The sequence below is a fragment of the Lysinibacillus sp. NPDC097287 genome (assembly GCF_044761695.1).
Classification (GTDB): Bacteria; Bacillota; Bacilli; order Bacillales_A; family Planococcaceae; genus Lysinibacillus.
On the sequence record NZ_JBIWCX010000009.1, the window covers coordinates 83,780 to 104,390 of the forward strand.

The window sequence follows — 20,611 nt, forward strand, 5'->3', positions numbered from 1 at the left end:
ATGAAATCCTAAAAGGCAATCTCAGTTTGTTATGAGGTTGCCTTTTTTGAATTTTCGGTATGTCAGGAATGTCATTCACTCTACCAATCACACATGATATTGATAACGTTCTAACGGTAGCTGCTCTGAGAAATATAATTCGATATTTAGATTGCCATTTAACCGTTAGTGGGCATTTGGGATTGATTTTAAATGGTGTGTATACAGGGGTAACGGAGATTGCACCGATTCGTAATTCCTTAGGGTTCGCACTGCTCTTATTTTTATTGCAATATAGTTGTTCGTGCCGAGCTTGCAAAACAATGGGTTTGGGTTGGCGTTTACTTTATTTTCTCTAGGTTTTTCTGTTTTCTTAGGGGTGTACACTGGAAATCTAAAAAGTACTTTTATAGAGTTATAGGCTAAGATCGAATATTAAAGGACAGCATTTGTTTCATTGGCAACAGGTAAAGAAACAAGATGGGATTATTTAAAACCTAAATATTTTACTTCAATAATAAAGCCAAGCCCCAAAATCACTTGGAGGCTTGGCTTTATCATTGTTCTATTACATGTGAAAGAGCTCTTGTGTATAATCTGCCATAGTCATTGCTTTTTCAATGTCCCTGAAAAATTCGTGCCCTCACCACGCTCTGCACTACAATCTACCTCTGTTACTTTAAGTGCATTATTTAGAAGGTCGAATTCCATTACGCAGCGGTTGCCGTTGGATGACTTGTTCATAACAGCCTTTTTACTAGCCGTAATCGTAGCCGTACCTTCCACACTACCAAACTCAAGACCGTCATTTGTTGTCATAGAGATGTCAAAACTTTTGCTTGAAGCATTTGAAATAATGGCATCCCGGCGATTATAATCGGTCGAACCTTTGCCCCATTTATAGTAAAAGCTATACGAACCAGCCCATGGACTTTTTCCTACAGTAGTTAGTTGCATTTTTTTATCAAGCTGATTTTGCGCATTTATTGCACGTGTATTTATAGATGTATTACTTGCATTTTGGAAAATCTCATCTGCATCTTCAGATATATCATAAAAATTACTTGAATCCATTCGATGAAGTAATGTTACAACTTGCGCACGAGTCATATTATTCGAAATACCGAAAAATTTCTGCAAGTCACGATTTTCGTATTTAGGATTTTGACCTGTTGAAATGTAGTAGTCGAGTAAAAACTGGATCGATTCATCCAACCCGCGTTTACCCTCAGCTAAGTGTGCAATTGCTTGTGCCACAACACCACGCTTCACGGCAGTTCCGCGAATGTTGTTATCAAAATAGCCGTTAAGTGGTACACCATAGCTAGCGAGGCGATTGTAAAAGTCATCTGACCAGTTGGCAGCAGGTGTTTGTTTTTTTAGCTCATCATAGGTTTCCTCTAGTTCATAATAATTGGCAAGTAGCTTAGCAAATTGTTGCTCAGTAATCGTTGCATTTGGCTTGAAGGTACCATTTGAATAGCCATCAATTATTTCGTATTCTGCCGCCCACATCACCGCATCATAGGCAAAGTGATCTTTTGTCACGTCTTTAAAACCAGCCGCCTCTACCTTGTGGCTACCCGCCACAACTAATACTGTAAGCAAGAAAATGCTCACTAATTTTTTCATTAACATTCTTCCTTTCTAGTTCTTACTATTATTAGTTTGTCAGATATTGTTAAGGATTTCAAATTAAAATAGGGGATAGTTTGTATATTATATGTTTTTCGATATAAAGGTAGAATTGATTAGTTTTCCTTTAAATTCATCTCAAACACTACTAATGCTTGGTAGTGATTAATTTGGAATTTACTAGAAAGTAAGGATAAATATCAGATTTAGAAAAACTCTGATATTTATCCTTACCATTCACATGAGTCATTCTACACTAAAGGCTACAATTAAAGACTTTAAGGTAGTTGTTATCAAGTTTATGAAACTAGCAGAGTAATAAAAAGCACACCCAATCGAATTATTGCCTGAATAATAAATAGCTGCAAGCTACAAAAAATCTAGAAAGGTAGTGGTGTATTTTTATGGATATAACACATCAATGATTTATATCCCATAATTCTTATAAATAAACGGAAAATTTTTTATTGAAAACTGTAGAATATTGTTTCTCGTTTGCATATATTTTCATTAAGGAAACAAAATATCCTTTGGGAAAGAAGAGTGTTGGCATGAAAGATTTAGGTGAATTAAAATTGACGATTCTTCCGCTAGCAATCTTAATTATCTTAACTATATTATGGAAAATGACAGACTCCGTAGGATTGGCTGTTTTGATAATTATCTTTTGGTTGAGTTGGCGACAACTTTTGAAGAAATTTATTATAAATTGAAATGGTTTATTTAATGAGCTAAATGTACGAAAGGATTTAAGTGTATTGAGACACCACTTACAGAAATGATAACTACTAAAGCCGGTATCATTTTCATCATTACGATATAAAGTCAGAATGATTGACAGGAGAAGAAAAACACTAGTAAATTTAAGCACTATGAAAGCTGGTTATGCAAACTAGTGTACCTAAAATACTAGCGAAGGTAGGAGCTAAACGTAAAGAAGATTTAATACTAAAAGGGAATGAACCGAAATAAATTGCACTTGCTACGGCAGGTGTTTTTTCATTGTGGATGAACAGATCGGAGGAGCTTCAGAAAAAAGGTATTTACAATGTTCAAAAGGTTAATTAGAGTTATTTAGAAATAATTAATAAAGTTTAGAATATAAATATTCCTGAATAAATAGAGGGCGATAATTATGGAGAAATTGAAATTAAAAATTTACCCCGACGACGTTATTTTAGGTAAACCGTAGTCAGAGGAGGGAAGAACGTTACCAGTGCCTTGTAAACATTGATATTACAACGCTTTATAAAAAAAGAAGTCGGATTATACAATATCCGACTCCATACGTACATAACCTTTTAAATCATCGAAAACTTCTAAAGTGAAAGAATTTGAATCTGCTTGAGGGCTTACGCCTTTTTGGACAAATTGAAGAAATTCATCAAGAGCTTTTTTTGAGCCTTCTACTTCTACCTCAATTTGATCTTTATCATTTAAAAGACAGTAGCCCTTTAAGCCAAGTTCAATCGCTTTCTGTTTAATAAAAAAGCGGTAGCCAGTGCCATATACATCTCCAAAGAACCTAATCAATGCACGTTTATTCACGCTAAAACCTCCTACTATAAGAAGAGGGGATTACCCTCTTTATTTACTCCATCACACGTTCTTTTTCTAACAAACCAATTAAGTTATTTATGAAGTAAAGTACACGCTCAGACGCTTGATCGACTTCTTTTAAGTGAATTTCTGCTTGTTGAATATCACCAACAGCATGAGCTTCAGCAGCCAACTTAGCCGATTCATGAACACGAGCATGGTACTGATCTAAATCGCGGTAATCTTGTAAATGTCCGAAACGTTCAATTGTTCTACTATTTGTATACCATTTCCCAAGTCGACAATCTTTATGAGATGAAACATCACTTGATTTAACATTTTCCAGTCCTAAGAACATATTGTAGACGCGCCATTTCCATAAAATATGGTCGGCCTTTGATAGTTGTAATAAAGCGATAGAAGAAAGCTGTACGTTATTATTCGAAATGATATCATTTCGGAATCGATTGATTTCTTGCCCAAGCAAATGAATATCACTAGATGTATTATGGCTATATTCACGAATATCATCTTGTAGGTTTGAAATTTGAATCATACGAGCAGATACTTCATCGATTGCAGCTGCTTGTTCCTGTGAAATTGCCGCAGTATTTGTTACATCCAGGTTAATGCCTTCAATAGCACTTACAATTGCATTTAGTAATGGTAAAGAATCCTTTGCTTCAATCGTAGCTTCTTTGATAATAGCTGTTGTTTCTGTTATTGATTTTGATACATCGTTTGAATAGCTTTTTAAATGATGGACATTCGAAGAAACTTCACTTAACGCTGAAACTGTTCCCTCAGCAAGTTTCCGTACTTCTTGCGCTACAACTGCAAAGCCTTTACCATGCTCACCAGCACGAGCAGCCTCAATGGAAGCATTTAACGCAAGTAAGTTTGTTTGATCGGCGATTTGGTTAATAAGAGTAACTACGTTTTCGATATCATTAACGCGTTTTTGTAATTCTGCAAATGAGTGAACAATTGTCGTAAATGTCTCCTCAGTTTTAAAGATTTCGGCTAATGCATGTTCAATCGCATTTTTTCCGTTTATAGCATGGTCGACAGATTCAGTCGTTTTTTCAGAGATTTGAGAAGACATACGTGCCACATCGTTAATAGATGCTGCAATTTGTTCAGTTGCTGCTGTAGAGGATTGAATTTCCTCACTCTGCTGATCTAAGCTAAATACTAAATCCTTCATATACATAATTTTTGCATTGACGTCCATTAGCGAAGAAACTTCAGACACCACATTTTCAATAATTCGCTCTGTTAGTACTTCTACTAACATTTCTTGGTCAACATTGACAGCCGATTGGAAGGATTTCATGTATTCAAAAGCTTTATAGGGCTTAAGCCCAAAGTTATGTAAAATATATGTCGTAATGTAAAAGGCGAATTGATTGAATACGACAATTAGTTTCCCTGGTTCATATTGATTTTTTCTAAATAGGTTGAAAAATTTCACCGTTTCATCGACATAATTGTCATCTCGTGTGGCAAGGAAAAACTGAGACAAGTATCGATTTATATTTTCATCACTGATTATTTGTTGAGAGGAGGGTGAGATTTCACTCAAGTAGTTTTTAAAAATACCAGCCATGGAAGGAGTAGTATCTTGTAATTTATAAAAAAGTTTTTTTAAATTTTGTTCATCTTTTGCATTAAAATTATTAAAAGCTAGTGTTTTTTTGAAACGACCTGTTGCACCTAAATCAGTTCCGCGCTTTAATAATTCTTCAAGCTCTGCCTTAGGTCTAATGCTCGAAAACATAGAAAAACCTCCCAAAATAATTATTGCATATTAATTTCATAGTAGCATATTACAAAGTGTTTTAATAGACATTTCACGTGTCTTTGCTAAAATGGAAAGTACTCTATAACAACAAGGAAAGTGGCGAATTATGTATACAATACTTTACATGAAAGCGGATTATGAACCTTGGTGGAAATTTGATGGCTGGCAAAATTTTATCATTACAAAAGAGTCATTTGAGACGAAAATTCTATTTGAACAAGCACTCCAAAAGAAATTGAATGAATTTCGATATGCTTATGAACATGAGGAAAGTAAAGAAGGGAAGTATTGGGCTTTTTGGTCAGATGAAGAGAGCTTTTACTGTGAAGCTTGCGATGATGATGCTCAGCTATATCATGGAATTATTGCGATTGAAACGAAGGAAATGGAAATTTGTAAAAAATAACAAAATGTTCTTATATAATCTTTCATAAAAACGATTGATAATTATGGATTTTTTGATACTTTTTTGCAATTTTGTAGGTATAGGACCTTAAAACTAGGCAGCCAAATAAGAAATTTTTCTCCAAAATCACTAAAAAATCGTATTCATCATTTGACATTTATATGGATAATGATTATACTAAGCTTAACAATTAAATTGCTTCACCGGAAACAACATGGATTCACATATTACAAAAAGTGATCGCGTTCGTTCGGTACTCTTTGTAATATGTGAATTTTTCATTCGTTGAAGAAATTACATATTGTTCACTTTTATTTTTTTGGAGGTTTTCTTAAATGAAACAAGGTACAGTAAAATGGTTTAACTCAGAAAAAGGTTTTGGATTTATCGAAGTTGAAGGCGAAAACGATGTATTCGTACACTTCTCTGCAATCCAAGGCGAAGGTTTCAAAACACTTGACGAAGGTCAAAAAGTGGAATTCGACGTTGTTGATGGCAACCGTGGACCACAAGCTGCTAACGTAACTAAACTTTAATTCTAAGCAATTAAAATTAAATTCGTTAACTTAAGACATCCTATTTATAGGATGTCTTTTTTATATATAAAGATACATTTTCGAACTATGAATTCACACTACCTATTTAAAAAGGGTATTAAGGCATAATGATGGTTCATTTTACTATGTTCAAAGTTTGGTATCACTTCAGATTAGACTAATACAGATTATCGTTTCCAGTATATACTTTATCATCATGAACGACCTGAATGAATAAGAGGATTAATGATTGTCGATGATGATAATAGGTATAGAGAAGAAATATTAAAGGAGGAAATGTACAATGAGTGAATACCAAGAAATACCGAGTGAACAAGAGCAACTCGATTTTTATGACAAGCTACGAGCAAAATTAGTACAATTTCTTGACTCAAAAAAGGGGAAGAACAATAAATTTACAAAATATTTATTGTTTGCGCCAGATCTTTTTCATTTGATGGTTAAAACGATGATGGATTCTAATGTAGATACAAAAAGTAAAGCATTAATAGGAGGGGGTATTGCCTATTTCATGTTGCCAGTGGACTTTTTACCAGAAGGATTAATTGGATTTGGTGGCTTTATGGATGATATTGTGATTGCTACAATTATCATTAACACGCTTATTAATAAATTAGGACCAGAAGTAATCGAAAAGCATTGGTCTGGTGATGACCAGCTTCTGAATGTACTACAAAAAGTTTCGGAAACGAGTGACCAAGTTATCAGTAAAATTCCAATTAAATCAGCTATTGCAAATGTAATGGTGCGAGAAAGTAAAACTAAATAATCATATTATGTAAACCCGTTGAGATGAACGCCAATTCAATTTGAAGTTGGCGTCTTTTTTCGTTAAGGAAATAATAGTTTTTGTGAATAAAAGGGGAATGGTTTTCAACTAGGCTTAAGCACGTTTGTTTTTATGTTTCGTACTCAAATACAACATTATTGGCGTAAACTATGAAGAACTTGTATTGGAACAATTAAACCAACACGACCATATGGCTCTTGCTTCATTGTGGCAAATATTACACCAATTACTTGTCCGTCCTTATTAAGGACAGGGCTACCACTGTTTCCTTTATAAACGGGTGCTTGTATCATTATCACTGGTTCTGTCCAATCATCTAGTAGTATAGGTTCAAGTATCGTTCCTTCATTCGCAATGCCAGTAAAAGCAAGTGGGTTCCCAATAAAATTCACTTCCTCATCCTTTGTAAAGATAGGATTTTGAGCCAGTTCAAGCGCTGGGAAGTCTTCACCTTGTACTTGAAGAATGGCTAAATCTACATCGGGGTAGCTTTCTATTAGCTCTGCTTCATAAATACCATCATCAGGGAACACAACGGACAAAGTTTGTGCATTATCTACGACATGTTCATTTGTCACAACAAGTCCATCTTCAGAAATCGTAAAACCTGTCCCTTTACTAGAGCCAGTAGACACTTCAACTACTGCTTGTTTATATAGCTGAATATCTTCTTGTGCAGATAGTCTAGTAGATACTTTTAAAAATTCAATCGCTGGAATCGAGTAGATTTGGAACAGTAGGGCAAAAGTGTTGAAAAACAAGACGAGAGCCATACTCCAAACAATCCATTTTACAATAGGTTTTTGCTTCTTCGGCTTTTTGCCTTGTAGTCGCTGTTCGCGATCTTCTGCCAATGCCTTTTGCTGCTCAGCAAGGACAAGTTCTATAAACTCTTCTTCAGTTAACTCATCTTCGTTTGACGGCTTATGTATTTCAGTCATCATGGCCTCCTTACTATAACTTAGTAAAGGCGCCCAAAGATAAATTGCTGATGGGCGCATATGTAATATGGTGGTTCGACATCTAAATGTAATAGTAGTTTTATTATACGGAAATTTTCCAGGTTACACGAATATTAAGATAGCCAGGTTTCAGTAAAGTGTATTTGTTTTAGCGTGGCATCAATCTTTACGCGTAAGCCAAGTGGCATTGCGTGTAATGGATGTGTATGGCTGCAATCTACATCAGCCAATATAGGGATTTGACGGCCTTCTAATTGCTCGATTAAAACATCATAGGGTTTGCGACCTGTCCCTAAATCGTCGTATTGCTCATGCTTGCCTAAAATAATACCTGAAGTAATATCAAAGAAACCGTGAAGCTTTAGCATAGCAAAATTTTTTTCAACAACATCAATTGTTTTCGATGTGTCTTCTAAAAGTAAAATATCACCTTTTTTAATGGTTGGAAAATAAGGTGTGCCGATAAAACCGTACATAGTATTGATATTTCCTCCGACTAATCGACCTTCAGCTACGCCTTCTTGGGCTGTAATCCATTCATTCTTGTGTTGTGTTTTTTCAGTAGTTTTTTCGAGCCAATTTATACGGTCATCTGTCCAAATAGGAGGAATGGGCATGTAATATGGGATTTCAAGCTGTTGCATGAAAAGTTGCTTGAAATACTGCTCTGTAAAATCAACAAACGGAGGGAATTCACCAAATGTCGAGGCTACCGATGCACCGTAAAAGACCGGTATACCCGTTTTGGCATACATAGCCAGTAAAATGGCTGTAACATCGGATAGACCCATGAGTATTTTAGGATTTTCTTTTAATGCATCATAATCCAGATAGGGTAACATACTGTTGGCATTTGTACCGCCCATTGAAGGCAGTATCATTTTTACTTTCGGATCACGCAGTAGTAAGTTCAACTCTTTAGCACGTTCTTTTGGCGTCCCTGAACGATAAAAATCGGCCTTTCCAGTTAAAATACCTTCTTTTATGATAAAGCCGAGTGCTTGAAGGCGGGCTTTTCCTCTTTCATAACGTACTCTAGCGGTGACGGAAGCGGGTTTAGACGGTGAATAAATACCGATTGTATCGCCTTGTTTTAATGGGGGTAACATAGAATCCTTCTTTCTAATTGTGTAAGCTTATGCCATTATACATGATTAAGTAGCGATATGTGCCCACATACAGAGTTCATCGAAGAGGTGCAGAAATTGACTGAAACTCGGAACTATAGTAGAAGATGGTGTTTTTAAATAATTATATTATGTAAACTAAGGCTAATAACTTGATTGATATACTGGGATTTTATATGATAGAAACGAAGTAGCAAACAAGGAGGCAATTTAATGTATCGTCAAGTAAATGATTTTCTAAAAGATTGGTCTGCGGCTGCAATGGGCACAGCTCAAGTAATGCAAGCAATGACAGATGATAAGCTAGACCAAAGTATTGTGGAGGGACATAGTTCACTAGGTTGGTTAAGCTGGCATTTAGTAGGGTCTACTGGCTATTTTAGTTATTTAGCGGGCCTACAAGTACCAATGATTAGTCAGGATGCACCAATCCCTTCAAATGTTGCTGAAATTGTTGCTGCATATGAGAAAGTAGTTAAAAGTGTGAAAGAGGAAGCGGCTAAGCTTTCAGATGAAGATCTTGTAGTAGAAGTAAAAGGCTTTACTGGACCAATTGCCAGAGGTGAACTATTACGTACACTTATTGATCATCAGACACATCACCGTGGTCAAATGACTGTATTACTACGTCAGGCAGGCTTAACAGTACCAGGTATTATGGGTCCTACAAAAGAAATGCAATAATCATGAAAAAGCGGCGGATACATAACGTATCTGCCGCTTTAATTTGGGTTGTGGTTTTGTGACATTTCTAATTTTAAGAGAGGTCAATTTAAAGTATTAGAAATGTAAAGGTCTCTTTCATATGGAACGAGGCTCTTAATTAGTTAGCTAACACTTCTACGGATTGCGTCAATCTTTCTACAATCTACAACAAGAGGTACATTACCTGCTGCATCAACTTCAAGGAAGTGAGCACAGCAATTGCATTCATCTAGGCTAATAAATACTAAACCAATGAAACTAACACCGCTTGATAAGAAGATATCAACTAAAGTTCCAGCTTCTAATTTTCTTAATTGATTACAAATGCAACCATCACAGTCGTTATTGTGTTTTTTCTCACATTTGTTTTCTTTTCTACAGTGACATTTTTCCTCTTTATTACATCCTTTGTCTTCTTTTTCCCAACATACTTCAACCATTTTGCAAACTTTGTCATCTTTTTTCTCGTATTTGTCTGTATGTTGGCAACATTTATTATCCCAATTCATATGCTTCACATATCTTTTATCATTCATCTTCTAGACCCCCTTTCGTAATTAGTAATGTAATGCGCGCCTTACACTAATAATCTATGTTTGAAAAAAGAAAGCTGCTTGGTAATTTGTCCGTCAAAAAGATTAAAAATCTATTTTTATTTAAAAAAACTGACCTTGTATCTATACCCATGAAGAAATATATGCTAGGCGGATGGGGATTTTAAAAAAGTGAAATGGTAGACTTTTGCCTTTTAATTGACCTTGTTTTACTATAATTGCCCAGAGTGAGTGAAAGCCTTTACTACATATGATGAAAACAAACAGCATGCACTTCAAGGACTTTTAAAATTGTTGGTAAGAGTAAGAATGAAGGGGCTAATTAAGAAATTGAAGTATATAGAAGGAATGTCTGAGTGAAGTCTTATCGTAACAAAACAGTCCAAGGTAAATAAATTCTTCTTGTATCAGATTTTTGTTACATATCACTACCTTATTGTCATATGATTATGCTAGGAGTGTAGATTATGTATAGCATTCAGAGTTTTATACAGTTAGCTGACTCGAAAGAATGATAAGAGTCTTTAATAATGCAGACAAATCTTATCGTAGAAGAAGAAGTACATCCAGCAATGGAATATGCTATAAAATTATTACACAAAGAAATGATGAAGTATTTGGAAACTAACGGTTTAGAAGTACTAGATAACGGAAATAGTTTTGTCGCAAGTTATAAAAAAGGAACAATTAGAGTTAGTCTAATAGGAATATTGCTTTCATTAAAAATTAGCGTAAACTCTCAAAAAATTGACCGAATTGATACTACGGTTATCCCTGAAAGATGTCAATGACCGAAAGTATCTATTAATCCAGATGAATTTGAAAAAGAAATTGAGAATTATAAAGGGCTTTTGTATAGTTACTCAACGCTTAATGTTGTATATGAAAATAAATCAAATATCGTCTTTGCTACTGCTGCAGATGTCATTAAAAACTATTTTGGATGAATAAATTTTAGTGCCCGGAGAGGTGCGGTATTTTACTAAGTTCCATAAATAGTCATCATCTCCAAAGATTTAAACGTACATTTTGAAAGTGAATATTACTTTTAGACAGGGGTGTAGGCAGTATGTTTCCAACTTTAAATACAGATCGTTTGATGTTAAGAGAACTTACTGAAGATGATGCTTTAGATATTTTAATTTGTTTTTCTAATCCTGATGTTCTGCGATTTTACGGGCAAAGTCCATTGTCTAATCAAAATCAAGTGAAACAAGTTATAAGAAACTTTTCTATGAACTATGAAGATAAGCGAGGCATTAAATGGGGAATTGCAGTAAAAGGAGAAGCGGGTATTATTGGAACAATTGGTTTTCAAGAGTGGTCTCAAGAGCATAAAAGGGTTGACATTAGCTATGCACTTATCCCTGAAAAGTGGGGGAAGGGATATGCAATTGAAGCGGTCAAAAAAGTGATCTCATATGGTTTTCAAGAGCTTAACTTAACTCGTATTGGTGCAATGGTTTTTACTGAAAATGAATCATCTATTAAATTGTTAACAAAATTGGACTTTGAAAAAGAGGGCGTTTTAAAAAAATTTATGTATCAAGATGGTGTACCATATGACACGAATATTTATTCTTTAGTAAATGAATCAATTTCATAATTCATCTTTTCATCAATAAATACGATCGTTCGCATCGTTACGCTACAGGCGGACGCTTTCCGCGGGCAAGCACCGAGCCGCTACCCTCGCTACGCTCAGTCCAGGGTCTCGGTTCACTTGCTTATCCCGCTGGAGTACCCGCCTTCCGCTCCACTGAAATGTTCGTGAGTTTTCCTCGTAAAACTTTTCAATTGCTCGGACGAGAACGTTTGTTCTATAATTGTACAAAAAGGGGGATCGTTGCTGAAAGAACAGTTAATAAAAGCAATACAACGTAATCAGCCAATAAACATGATTTATGTGTCTAAGCAGGGAGCAATATCAAAAAGGCGTGTGAAAATTATCAAGATTGGCAGTGATTCATTTCAAGCGTACTGCTTTACAAGGCGTGCCAAACGTACTTTTATTATCGATAATGTTCTAGCCATATCTCCAATCATCAGCAAAGAAAGAGATTTCATGTAATATTAAAATTAAAGTACATTAATAATTCGAAATCTCAATCAAAATTTCCATCGGGGTCTCGAATGAAAACCGACATAATTGGCTCCATTGCCCCTGTTCTTTGAATCGGACTTTCTTCAATCGAAACATCCAATTGATTAAAATGCTCTACTACATCTAATAATAAGTCCTCTGTTTTCAATCACAAATCAGCACTTCCTGACGTTACATTTGCAGCATTCGGTTCGAACTCTTTTCCTACCTCATATAAATTTATTTTTTGTTGCCCAAAACCTAAAGCTTTTCTACCTTCTCCTAACGTAATGAGATCCATTCCTAATACGTCCTTGAAAAATTTACAGGTTTGATCAATATTTTTAACAGTCAAAACCAAATGATTTACTTGCTTTATGGTCATCCTAACCCTCCTGATATATCCCAACCAGCATTTCATAAATTATTATCTCATATATTCAAATGGTATCAGTTAATAGTTGGAAATTAAATGACGAAACATATACAAAATAGAGGATTTTGATAATATAATAAATATAGAATTTCAGCAATAATAATGAAAAGGTGGTATAAAATTGAATAGAATAAATCTAATTACGCTAGGTGTAAGGGATATTAGCTTATCTTTAACTTTTTATAGAGATGGCTTAGGGTTTCAAACATCAATGACTGAGGAAAGTCCAGGAATTGTTTTCTTTAATAATGCAGGTACAAAACTCTCCTTGTATCCTTTAGAGGCGTTAACAAAAGATATTAATGAAAAAGAATCACCAAGCAAACAAGGATTTTCAGGTATTACTATAGCGTACAATGCTAAGTCCGCGGAAGAAGTAGATGAAATCATGGAGAAGGCTGAAAAAGCTGGAGGCACAATTGTTAAAGCACCTCAAAAAGTTTTCTGGGGAGGGTACAGTGGGTATTTTTCGGATCCAGATGGCTACTATTGGGAAGTCGCATACTCAGAGGACTGGAACTTTGATGAAAATGATATGTTGATTATCGAATAAAGATAATTCAACTACAAACAGTATCCTTTTTAATAAGTTATGTTAAAAGATAATGGGTGTATCACTAATAAATAAATGAACTCCTAATTATCAGGAGTTCATTTAAGTTCTATTTCTTTAAAGACATAAATAATGAAACTTTTGCATTTAAAGTTCGTATTGATTGGAACATACTTATTTTTCAGGAGGTAATATGTTTAAGTTTAGAGGCTTCTTCCTGATATTTATATTCTTATTATCAGCTTGTACTCCGGATACAGTTGTTCCTAAAGAAAAAATACAAAAAGAAAAAATTGATGAAAATATTGTTGTTACAGCGGATGGGAAAATAGCCTTTAAGATTATTAATACAATAAAGGTTCCACAAGAAAAAGTAGAATCAATAAAAGACGAACTTCTAAATGCCTATGATGAAATTCAAAATTCAATTCATACTGCATATGTTCCATCTGAGACAATAGATGTATTTCTCAATGAGGGAAATCAAGTATCATGGGGATTGAAATCAAAAATCATTCTATATGGCATTAAGGAAAATCAATATCCACTTGTTCATGAACTGACACATTCTTTACTTGGTTATGGCAACAATTTTGATTCAAGCAGGGGCTATTTAACGCAAGAGGGTTTTGCTACTTATATGGAAGATAAGTATGGAAAATCAAAATCAAATGCCCATAAGCTTATGAAGTATTTTATCGATTCAAACAAATTAATACCAATTAGCAAGTTGATTGATTTGAATCAAGACGATGCCTATTTTCGCCCAGCCCTTACAAACCAAGAAGAGTACACCCTTCAATGGATGAGCTATATTCATTCAGCTTCTTTAATTACTTATTTAATAGACACTTATGGATTAGAAATGTTTGAACAGATTTACAACGAAGATGACTTGGCAAAAAAAATTGAGGAAATATACGGGGGAAATATTAGTGAGATAGAAAATGATTGGGTAGTTTTTATTAAAAATAGTCAAACGGGACTAACATATGAAGACAAAATAAAAATGGGATCCTTTTTTACTGCTACTTCAGTTATTGATCAAATAGATCCGAAATTTTTTACAAAAGAATAATTTTTTCTATATGAGAATGTATGATTCTATTCAACTAATGGATAGCTTTTGTTATATATTCGAATTGCGAGATATCTATATAAACTTTTAGAAAACAGCCTTTACAATTTCAAAAAGTTACTCAATGATGAAAGGCATTATATGTATCGATTACTTCAGTGGAGGGCTGTATATAATTGTGAGGTTTAGGAAAACGAAAAATTTCAGTAGTCGAGAATTTAATAAACTAAAATAAGAAGCTACTCGAGATGAGTAGCTTCTTTAAATGTTGATTTATCAATGTTTACATTTCGTTTCATTGAAAGAACGACTTATTTTAAACCTTGTTTATCTTTCCACTCAAGGAACTCATCGTAAGTTAATTGCTTATCTAAAATTGAACCGTCTTCACGGATTTCGATGACACGGTTTGCAATTGTTTGGATGAACTGGTGGTCATGAGATGTAAAGATCATTGCACCTTTGAAGCGGATTAAGCCTTCGTTTAGTGCTTGGATTGACTCAAGGTCAAGGTGGTTAGTAGGCTCATCTAGTAAAATAACGTTTGCAGTTGCAAGCATCATTTTTGAAAGCATACAACGAACTTTTTCGCCCCCTGATAACACAGAAGGAGATTTTTTCACTTCTTCACCAGAGAATAACATACGACCTAAGAAACCACGTAAGAAGCTTTCAGTTTCATCATCAGGTGAGTATTGGCGTAACCATTCTACTAATGATTTTTCTGAACCTTCGAAGTATTTATCATGATCATTCTCGAAGTAGCTTTGAGACGTTGTTACACCCCATTTGAATGTACCAGCATCTGCTGTTCTTTTTTCCATAAGGATATCTAGAAGGGCAGTTTTTGCTAGTGGGCTACCAAGTAAAATGATTTTGTCTTCTTTGTTCATTGAGAAGCGAATATCTTTAAATAATGTTTCGCCTTCGTTACTTGCTGTAAGGCCTTCAACCGTTAACACGTCATTACCGATTTCACGGCCTGTTTGGAAGTTGATGAATGGATATTTACGGCTAGATGGTTTAATGTCATCAAGTTCGATTTTATCCAGCATTTTTTTACGAGAAGTAGCTTGGCTTGATTTAGAAGCGTTCGCAGAGAAACGAGCAACGAATGCTTGTAGCTCTTTAATTTTCTCTTCTTTCTTCTTGTTTTGGTCTGCCATCATTTTTTGTGCTAATTGGCTAGACTCATACCAGAAATCATAGTTACCAACGTATAGTTGAATTTTACCGAAATCAAGGTCAGCGATATGTGTACATACTTTGTTTAAGAAGTGACGGTCATGCGATACAACGATGACTGTATTTTCAAAGTTAATTAAGAACTCTTCTAACCATTGAATTGCTTTTAAGTCAAGGTGGTTGGTAGGCTCATCCAGTAATAGAACATCTGGCTTACCAAATAGAGCTTGTGCTAATAAGACTTTGACTTTGTCAGAACCTTCTAAGTCAGCCATTAGCATGTAGTGAAGCTCGTCGCCAATTCCTAAACCGTTTAATAATGTTGCCGCTTCAGATTCAGCTTCCCAACCATTTAGGTCAGCGAATTCACCTTCTAATTCAGCAGCACGCATGCCGTCTTCGTCAGAAAATTCTTCTTTAGCGTAGATAGCGTCTTTTTCTGCTTTTACTTCCCAAAGACGTTTGTTACCCATAACTACTGTATCTAATACGTTGAATTCATCGTATTCGAAGTGATTTTGTCTTAATACAGAAAGGCGCTCGTCTTTGCCCATTGATACGTGGCCTTCTTGTGCCTCGATATCACCAGCTAAAATTTTTAAAAATGTTGATTTACCAGCACCGTTTGCCCCGATAAGGCCGTAACAGTTCCCTGGTGTGAATTTAATATTTACGTCATCAAATAATTTACGGTCGCCATAGCGAAGACCTACATTACTTACTTGGATCATGTAAGTTCCTCCTTTTTTTCACAATGCTTCTAGTATAGCACGAACTATGATGTATAGTCTATAAACATTATTAAACCAACGTTTATAGTCAAATATACTTCTGATATGGAGCTTTTCAACTTTATCAGGTGTGATTCCCTCAAAAAATTTAAACGGCTTAAGCCCATTAGGATACAAGGCTCAAGCCGTTCGAAAACCGCATTATTATTACTTTACACGTTTAAACACGAGTTTCCATAGAGCAAGATTAATGATTACAATCACAACCAAGTAAATTATTGTACCATTAGAAATACGGGTTGCCATGAAATAGTGCAGTCCCGCCAATATGCCTAATGGAATGAATAATATTAAAGATTGCCAGCCCTGTGCATTGCCGACTTCATCAAAAGGTTTTGCGAAAGGAATCTTGCTTCCAGAACCAATGTAACAAATCACAGTGTACAAACAACTTGCTACTAAAACCGTCAACAAATCCAGGATAATTCTCGTACCATAAATGTAGCAGAAGACCACGCTTAGGATAAGATATAGAGGAATATACAGCTTAATCAAAAAAGCTTTTAAGCTACCTTTTTTCAAGTACTTATAGTCTCTAAGTGGGAAAATTTTATAAATCCAAGCTGCTTTATACTTTCCTGAATGTCCAAGCATGATCACAGCAGTCGGAATAATCAGCATGCTGAAATAAATATTTAAATAGCTCATGCTGACGGAATAATCCACATTATCTGTTCTTATCACATTAAACATAAAAATAAATGGAATGACAAAAGAAAAGCCTAAAGAGGGGTATACTTTCAACTTAAACTCTCGCTCTTGTTTCATCATAAGGGAGGCAAAACGGTAGAAAGCTCTTTCTTCATTTGTTCGACAGATGAGTTTTAAGAAAAACTCTTTTAGACGGTTTTTCTTTTCCTTTTTTGATTTGCTGGTGTTTAATAGTTTTTGCAGATTTCTTTCAAAGGTCGGAATCAGCTTTACATAAAGATATAACGATATGATTGGTATGACGATAGAGAAAATACTGCATACAACTGTGAATAATGAGGTGTCACCATTAAGCAGTAGCTCATAAGGAGCGGCAAACCACATTGGAATTAGAAAAATGCTCCACCAATGGAACTCTACGACGATATCCAGATTAACAAATTCAAAGGATCTAATAAGGACTTGATAGCCAATCATCAGCACCAATGACAATCCGATTTGTACATAATTGATGATATCCTTCAGCTTTTCTCCATCAAAAAATCTCAATATAAACATATATAAAATTGCGGTAAGTACGACGATAAAAATATTTATTAAAACTAACTCGAACACAGTTAAAATAAAGAATAAAATACCTTGTTTAAACAAGCCGAACAAAAGCGGAATCATCGTCACTGCAATGGATAAATACGTCAAATAGATGAATATATGCATTACTTTAGCTGCATTAACCGTTTTAGCAGTAATCGGCTTAGTTGAGAGTATGCTTCTGTCACGTACATCCAATAGCACTGAAGAAAAATCAGAAATCATCGATGTCATAACCATAAAGATAATAATCGCATAGGTAATACTCATCTGGAAAAGGAAGTTATCACCGAATCCGATTAATGGAATAAGCACAAGACCTATTAAAACATAAATCCACAAAGACTTAATGTAACCGTATTTTTGTTCTTCCTTTTTTTTATTTGTTGCCTGGTTAAAGAAAGTTGGAACTCTACGTTCATCCATTGTTAGTTTTATATGGAGGATTTTTCTCATGAGCTCATAATTGATGCCCATTTTCACAAAGATAAACTTAACTTTATCGAGTAATTGTAATGTTATGAAATCTTTCATTACATTACCTCATGTACAATAGAAACGAATTGTTCACCAATTTCCTTATGATTATGAAAGCCTGTTAATTGGTTGAAAATCTTTTCCAGAGTCCCTTCAGTATTATCTGCTTGCAGCTGGGCAAATGTTCCGTCAGCGGCGATTTTCCCATCGTTGAGAAGGATGATTCGACTACTTATTTTTTCGACAACATCCATGATGTGAGAGGAATAGAATATTGTTTTACCTTGGGCAGCCAATTGAATCAAAATCTCTTTGAAAATCATTACACTGTTCGCATCCAATCCATTAATGGGTTCATCCAAGAACAATATATCTGGATTATGTAAAAGGCTAGCGATTATTAATAACTTTTGTCGCATTCCTTTTGAATAGGAAGAAATTCTTGCATGATAGGCTTCTCCGACGCCAAACAATTCCATTAAGGATTTTGATTTTTCAGCAGCAATTTCTAATTCTAGACCATAAAGCTGACCGATGAAGGTCAAATACTCATAACCAGTTAAATTATCATAAACATCAGCTATTTCTGGGACATAGCCAATTCTTCGTTTATATTCAATTCGATCTTGTTCGATATTCTCACCGAAAAGCTTAATTTCTCCACCATATTCGCCTTCAATCCCCAAGATGATTTTAACAGTTGTACTTTTACCTGCTCCGTTCGGACCAATATAGCCAATAATTTCTCCTCTTGAGACGTGCAAGTCGATTCCTCTCAATATTTCCTTGCTACCATAGCTCTTCGTCAAATTTGTAATCGTCAAAATTTCTTGCTGATTCATTTTGCATCTCCTTTCTGTTCTTCAGGTTGTCTTATATACGGATGAACGCTTAAATAGTTTCGGGAAAATTAACCATTTATAGAAAGTGTAAAAATCTGCTTCTTAATTATTTTTTTACTAAAATATGTGTGTTGAAAATCGATAACATATATGATATTTTAATGATCGCCAAAAAAGGTGAGTCCTTTTTTAGAATTAGTTAGTAAGTTTAGTACAACCACGCAGATATAATTATTTTAATAGTTGTAACTGCCAACTACTTAAATGTAAACTTGGAAAATATGACGTGAAAACTTGAAATAGCTTTGAAATACAATTAAGCAGGAGTTTTGTTCGAGGTGCATAGGAATTAAGGCTTGAGCAGACAATAATGTGGAAGCTAATTAAAAGAATTTAATGACTAACGATAGTTTTCATATCTAAAATGTTATTTACTAAGAAGAAATTAAGACAAGGAAAGGTTTTAGATATTATGAATAATAAACCATGGACAGCGTCGACGATATTCGTTGCGGTGAGTATATTCTTCGTTGCTCTAAATACACGACCGGCTGTGACAGCAATTGGGCCGCTTTTTAATGTATTAATGGATGCACTCCAAGTGTCCAATACACAAATGAGCCTACTCACATCCATTCCAGTATTTTGTATGGGGTTATTTGCTCCGTTAGCTGTGCCTTTACAAAAAAGGCTAAGTCCAAAGTCGTCAATTCTTTTGCTTCTTATCATTATCGTAATAGCAAATGGATTACGTTTTATAACAGAAAGCTATTTATTACTTGTTGTGACAAGTTTTGCAGCTGGTTTTGCGATAGGGGTAATTGGTCCAATAATAAATGCTTATATTAAAGAAAAGTTTCCAAGTCGATTTACGACAGTTGTGGGTGTGTATTCATTTGGGATTGGTACTGGAGCAATGCTAAGTGCTGGGTTGACGGTTCCCATTTATAATGCTTTTGATAAAAGTTTGACGATCGCAATTGGTAGTTGGACAGTGCTCGCAATTGCTGCGGTAGTTATTTGGCAATTGGCAATACCTAAAGAACAGGTTGAGATGCCAAATGCATCAGCTACGGTGCATGGAACGGTTCGAAATCCATGGAAAAACGGTCGTGCATGGATAATTCTACTATTCTTAGGATTACAAACATCTTTGTTTTTTGCCATGATGTCATGGCTACCAGCAATGTTACAAGACAAAGGATTTTCACTTATGTTGGCAAGCTCGGTTCTAACATTCATGGCGCTTGTGCAAATGGCAGGTAATATTAGTATCACATTGCTGATGGAGAAATGGCCAAATCGTATTGCATGGGCACTCGGCTTAGGTATACTTGGTGTAATAGGTTTTGCATTATTATGGGTAGGTACAGGATTCATGTTATGGATTGCTGTTTTTATTATTGGTGTTGTACTAAGTGGGTTGTTTCCGATTGCTTTATTACTACCACTTGATGAAGCGACAAATACAGAGGAGGCGAATAGTTGGTCTTCGATGGTATTGTCAGGTGGCTTTATGATGAGCGCATTGCTCCCACTGGTGGTTGGCTATTTTTATGATAAAACAGCAAGTCACAATATCACTTATGCCATTTATATCATCTTAATGCTAGGTGTCATTGGTTCAGTCTTAGTTCTAAAGAAAAGTAAGAGACATGCTACAAAATAGTAGCATGTCTTTTTTAAACGGAAAATTATGCTCCAAGTCATCTTTTTGAGCAATTTGTACTGTGAAAAAGCAAGATTAGAACGAAAATATGGGTGGAAAGATTCGTAAGAAAAGAAAAGTAATTTCTAGTATCAATATAATAATATTATGTAAACTTGAAACGGTTGAACTCCTTGTATATTATAGAGAGTAAGAAA

General features: G+C 34.9%; 21 protein-coding genes. 10 read left to right on the forward strand and 11 right to left on the reverse strand.

Annotation, left to right across the window (positions count from 1 at the left end):
* Positions 1-585 precede the first annotated feature (585 nt).
* From ACIQ2D_RS13950 to ACIQ2D_RS13960, 3 genes are all read right to left on the reverse strand, one after another.
* A complete protein-coding gene (locus ACIQ2D_RS13950) occupies positions 586-1,611 on the reverse strand; it encodes an S-layer homology domain-containing protein (RefSeq protein WP_402864981.1) in 1,026 nt (341 codons plus the stop codon).
* Between the two features lie 1,269 nt (positions 1,612-2,880).
* On the reverse strand, positions 2,881-3,162 hold the full coding sequence (locus ACIQ2D_RS13955; protein WP_402864983.1) for an acylphosphatase: 282 nt from the start codon (positions 3,160-3,162) through the stop codon (positions 2,881-2,883).
* Between the two features lie 43 nt (positions 3,163-3,205).
* Entirely contained in the window at positions 3,206-4,933 is a 1,728-nt protein-coding gene (locus ACIQ2D_RS13960; protein WP_402864985.1) for a methyl-accepting chemotaxis protein, read from the reverse strand.
* Between the two features lie 130 nt (positions 4,934-5,063).
* Here ACIQ2D_RS13960 and ACIQ2D_RS13965 point away from each other — a divergent pair, with 130 nt between their 5' ends.
* From ACIQ2D_RS13965 to ACIQ2D_RS13975, 3 genes are all read left to right on the forward strand, one after another.
* The gene (locus tag ACIQ2D_RS13965; protein ID WP_402864987.1) at positions 5,064-5,363 is read left to right on the forward strand and encodes a DUF1033 family protein; all 300 of its coding nucleotides are present in this window, start codon (positions 5,064-5,066) and stop codon (positions 5,361-5,363) included.
* A 335-nt stretch (positions 5,364-5,698) separates the two neighbouring features.
* Positions 5,699-5,899, forward strand: a complete 201-nt coding sequence (locus ACIQ2D_RS13970; RefSeq protein ID WP_402756314.1) for a cold-shock protein — start codon at positions 5,699-5,701, stop codon at positions 5,897-5,899.
* 304 nt (positions 5,900-6,203) lie between these two features.
* The gene (locus ACIQ2D_RS13975; RefSeq protein ID WP_402864989.1) at positions 6,204-6,689 is read left to right on the forward strand and encodes a YkvA family protein; all 486 of its coding nucleotides are present in this window, start codon (positions 6,204-6,206) and stop codon (positions 6,687-6,689) included.
* A gap of 155 nt (positions 6,690-6,844) precedes the next feature.
* Here ACIQ2D_RS13975 and ACIQ2D_RS13980 read toward each other — a convergent pair whose 3' ends face one another.
* Positions 6,845-7,651: a S1C family serine protease gene (locus ACIQ2D_RS13980; RefSeq protein ID WP_402864991.1), complete on the reverse strand. Its 807-nt coding sequence runs from the start codon at positions 7,649-7,651 to the stop codon at positions 6,845-6,847.
* 134 nt (positions 7,652-7,785) lie between these two features.
* A complete protein-coding gene (locus tag ACIQ2D_RS13985) occupies positions 7,786-8,781 on the reverse strand; it encodes a S66 family peptidase (RefSeq protein WP_402864993.1) in 996 nt (331 codons plus the stop codon).
* Positions 8,782-9,012: 231 nt separating this feature from the next.
* Here ACIQ2D_RS13985 and ACIQ2D_RS13990 point away from each other — a divergent pair, with 231 nt between their 5' ends.
* Positions 9,013-9,483 carry a DinB family protein gene (locus tag ACIQ2D_RS13990; protein WP_402864995.1) on the forward strand — a complete coding sequence of 157 codons (471 nt, stop codon included), beginning with the start codon at positions 9,013-9,015 and terminating at the stop codon, positions 9,481-9,483.
* A gap of 143 nt (positions 9,484-9,626) precedes the next feature.
* Here the strand turns inward: ACIQ2D_RS13990 and ACIQ2D_RS13995 are convergent, their stop codons facing one another.
* On the reverse strand, positions 9,627-10,040 hold the full coding sequence (locus tag ACIQ2D_RS13995; protein WP_402864997.1) for a hypothetical protein: 414 nt from the start codon (positions 10,038-10,040) through the stop codon (positions 9,627-9,629).
* A 548-nt stretch (positions 10,041-10,588) separates the two neighbouring features.
* On the opposite strand from ACIQ2D_RS13995, the gene ACIQ2D_RS14000 reads away from it, so the two are divergent.
* From ACIQ2D_RS14000 to ACIQ2D_RS14010, 3 genes are all read left to right on the forward strand, one after another.
* Positions 10,589-10,849: a hypothetical protein gene (locus ACIQ2D_RS14000; RefSeq protein WP_402864999.1), complete on the forward strand. Its 261-nt coding sequence runs from the start codon at positions 10,589-10,591 to the stop codon at positions 10,847-10,849.
* 278 nt (positions 10,850-11,127) lie between these two features.
* Complete coding sequence (locus ACIQ2D_RS14005) at positions 11,128-11,664, forward strand: GNAT family N-acetyltransferase (protein ID WP_402865001.1); 537 nt, start codon at positions 11,128-11,130, stop codon at positions 11,662-11,664.
* A 243-nt stretch (positions 11,665-11,907) separates the two neighbouring features.
* The gene (locus tag ACIQ2D_RS14010; protein ID WP_402865113.1) at positions 11,908-12,129 is read left to right on the forward strand and encodes a transcriptional regulator; all 222 of its coding nucleotides are present in this window, start codon (positions 11,908-11,910) and stop codon (positions 12,127-12,129) included.
* 34 nt (positions 12,130-12,163) lie between these two features.
* On the opposite strand, the gene ACIQ2D_RS14015 is transcribed toward ACIQ2D_RS14010, so the two are convergent.
* Together ACIQ2D_RS14015 and ACIQ2D_RS14020 are read right to left on the reverse strand one after the other, a co-directional pair.
* On the reverse strand, positions 12,164-12,310 hold the full coding sequence (locus ACIQ2D_RS14015; protein ID WP_402865003.1) for a VOC family protein: 147 nt from the start codon (positions 12,308-12,310) through the stop codon (positions 12,164-12,166).
* Positions 12,311-12,526 carry a VOC family protein gene (locus ACIQ2D_RS14020; RefSeq protein WP_402865004.1) on the reverse strand — a complete coding sequence of 72 codons (216 nt, stop codon included), beginning with the start codon at positions 12,524-12,526 and terminating at the stop codon, positions 12,311-12,313.
* Positions 12,527-12,698: 172 nt separating this feature from the next.
* On the opposite strand from ACIQ2D_RS14020, the gene ACIQ2D_RS14025 reads away from it, so the two are divergent.
* Complete coding sequence (locus ACIQ2D_RS14025) at positions 12,699-13,130, forward strand: VOC family protein (RefSeq protein WP_402865006.1); 432 nt, start codon at positions 12,699-12,701, stop codon at positions 13,128-13,130.
* Between the two features lie 193 nt (positions 13,131-13,323).
* Positions 13,324-14,208 carry a gluzincin family metallopeptidase gene (locus ACIQ2D_RS14030; protein ID WP_402865008.1) on the forward strand — a complete coding sequence of 295 codons (885 nt, stop codon included), beginning with the start codon at positions 13,324-13,326 and terminating at the stop codon, positions 14,206-14,208.
* A 311-nt stretch (positions 14,209-14,519) separates the two neighbouring features.
* On the opposite strand, the gene ACIQ2D_RS14035 is transcribed toward ACIQ2D_RS14030, so the two are convergent.
* The 3 genes from ACIQ2D_RS14035 to ACIQ2D_RS14045 form a co-directional block, all read right to left on the reverse strand.
* Positions 14,520-16,124, reverse strand: coding sequence for an ABC-F family ATP-binding cassette domain-containing protein (locus ACIQ2D_RS14035; protein ID WP_402865010.1), 1,605 nt, complete (start codon positions 16,122-16,124; stop codon positions 14,520-14,522).
* A 207-nt stretch (positions 16,125-16,331) separates the two neighbouring features.
* The gene (locus tag ACIQ2D_RS14040) at positions 16,332-17,960 is read right to left on the reverse strand and encodes a hypothetical protein (RefSeq protein WP_402865011.1); all 1,629 of its coding nucleotides are present in this window, start codon (positions 17,958-17,960) and stop codon (positions 16,332-16,334) included.
* Complete coding sequence (locus tag ACIQ2D_RS14045) at positions 17,960-18,745, reverse strand: ABC transporter ATP-binding protein (protein ID WP_402865013.1); 786 nt, start codon at positions 18,743-18,745, stop codon at positions 17,960-17,962. Before ACIQ2D_RS14045 ends, ACIQ2D_RS14040 begins: the two co-directional genes overlap by 1 nt.
* 472 nt (positions 18,746-19,217) lie before the next feature.
* On the opposite strand from ACIQ2D_RS14045, the gene ACIQ2D_RS14050 reads away from it, so the two are divergent.
* Entirely contained in the window at positions 19,218-20,414 is a 1,197-nt protein-coding gene (locus tag ACIQ2D_RS14050) for an MFS transporter (protein ID WP_402865015.1), read from the forward strand.
* Positions 20,415-20,611 lie beyond the last annotated feature (197 nt).

What these genes read in the sequence shown, in the direction of transcription:
- ACIQ2D_RS13970 (WP_402756314.1), top strand. Translation starts at nt 5,699, where the DNA reads ATGAAACAAGGTACAGTAAAATGGTTTAACTCAGAAAAAGGTTTTGGA.
- ACIQ2D_RS14020 (WP_402865004.1), bottom strand. Translation starts at nt 12,526, where the DNA reads ATGACCATAAAGCAAGTAAATCATTTGGTTTTGACTGTTAAAAATATT.
- ACIQ2D_RS13990 (WP_402864995.1), top strand. Translation starts at nt 9,013, where the DNA reads ATGTATCGTCAAGTAAATGATTTTCTAAAAGATTGGTCTGCGGCTGCA.
- ACIQ2D_RS14030 (WP_402865008.1), top strand. Translation starts at nt 13,324, where the DNA reads ATGTTTAAGTTTAGAGGCTTCTTCCTGATATTTATATTCTTATTATCA.
- ACIQ2D_RS14000 (WP_402864999.1), top strand. Translation starts at nt 10,589, where the DNA reads ATGCAGACAAATCTTATCGTAGAAGAAGAAGTACATCCAGCAATGGAA.
- ACIQ2D_RS14050 (WP_402865015.1), top strand. Translation starts at nt 19,218, where the DNA reads ATGAATAATAAACCATGGACAGCGTCGACGATATTCGTTGCGGTGAGT.
- ACIQ2D_RS13960 (WP_402864985.1), bottom strand. Translation starts at nt 4,933, where the DNA reads ATGTTTTCGAGCATTAGACCTAAGGCAGAGCTTGAAGAATTATTAAAG.
- ACIQ2D_RS13975 (WP_402864989.1), top strand. Translation starts at nt 6,204, where the DNA reads ATGAGTGAATACCAAGAAATACCGAGTGAACAAGAGCAACTCGATTTT.
- ACIQ2D_RS13995 (WP_402864997.1), bottom strand. Translation starts at nt 10,040, where the DNA reads ATGAATGATAAAAGATATGTGAAGCATATGAATTGGGATAATAAATGT.
- ACIQ2D_RS14045 (WP_402865013.1), bottom strand. Translation starts at nt 18,745, where the DNA reads ATGAATCAGCAAGAAATTTTGACGATTACAAATTTGACGAAGAGCTAT.
- ACIQ2D_RS13985 (WP_402864993.1), bottom strand. Translation starts at nt 8,781, where the DNA reads ATGTTACCCCCATTAAAACAAGGCGATACAATCGGTATTTATTCACCG.
- ACIQ2D_RS13950 (WP_402864981.1), bottom strand. Translation starts at nt 1,611, where the DNA reads ATGAAAAAATTAGTGAGCATTTTCTTGCTTACAGTATTAGTTGTGGCG.
- ACIQ2D_RS13965 (WP_402864987.1), top strand. Translation starts at nt 5,064, where the DNA reads ATGTATACAATACTTTACATGAAAGCGGATTATGAACCTTGGTGGAAA.
- ACIQ2D_RS14005 (WP_402865001.1), top strand. Translation starts at nt 11,128, where the DNA reads ATGTTTCCAACTTTAAATACAGATCGTTTGATGTTAAGAGAACTTACT.
- ACIQ2D_RS13980 (WP_402864991.1), bottom strand. Translation starts at nt 7,651, where the DNA reads ATGACTGAAATACATAAGCCGTCAAACGAAGATGAGTTAACTGAAGAA.
- ACIQ2D_RS14035 (WP_402865010.1), bottom strand. Translation starts at nt 16,124, where the DNA reads ATGATCCAAGTAAGTAATGTAGGTCTTCGCTATGGCGACCGTAAATTA.
- ACIQ2D_RS14040 (WP_402865011.1), bottom strand. Translation starts at nt 17,960, where the DNA reads ATGAAAGATTTCATAACATTACAATTACTCGATAAAGTTAAGTTTATC.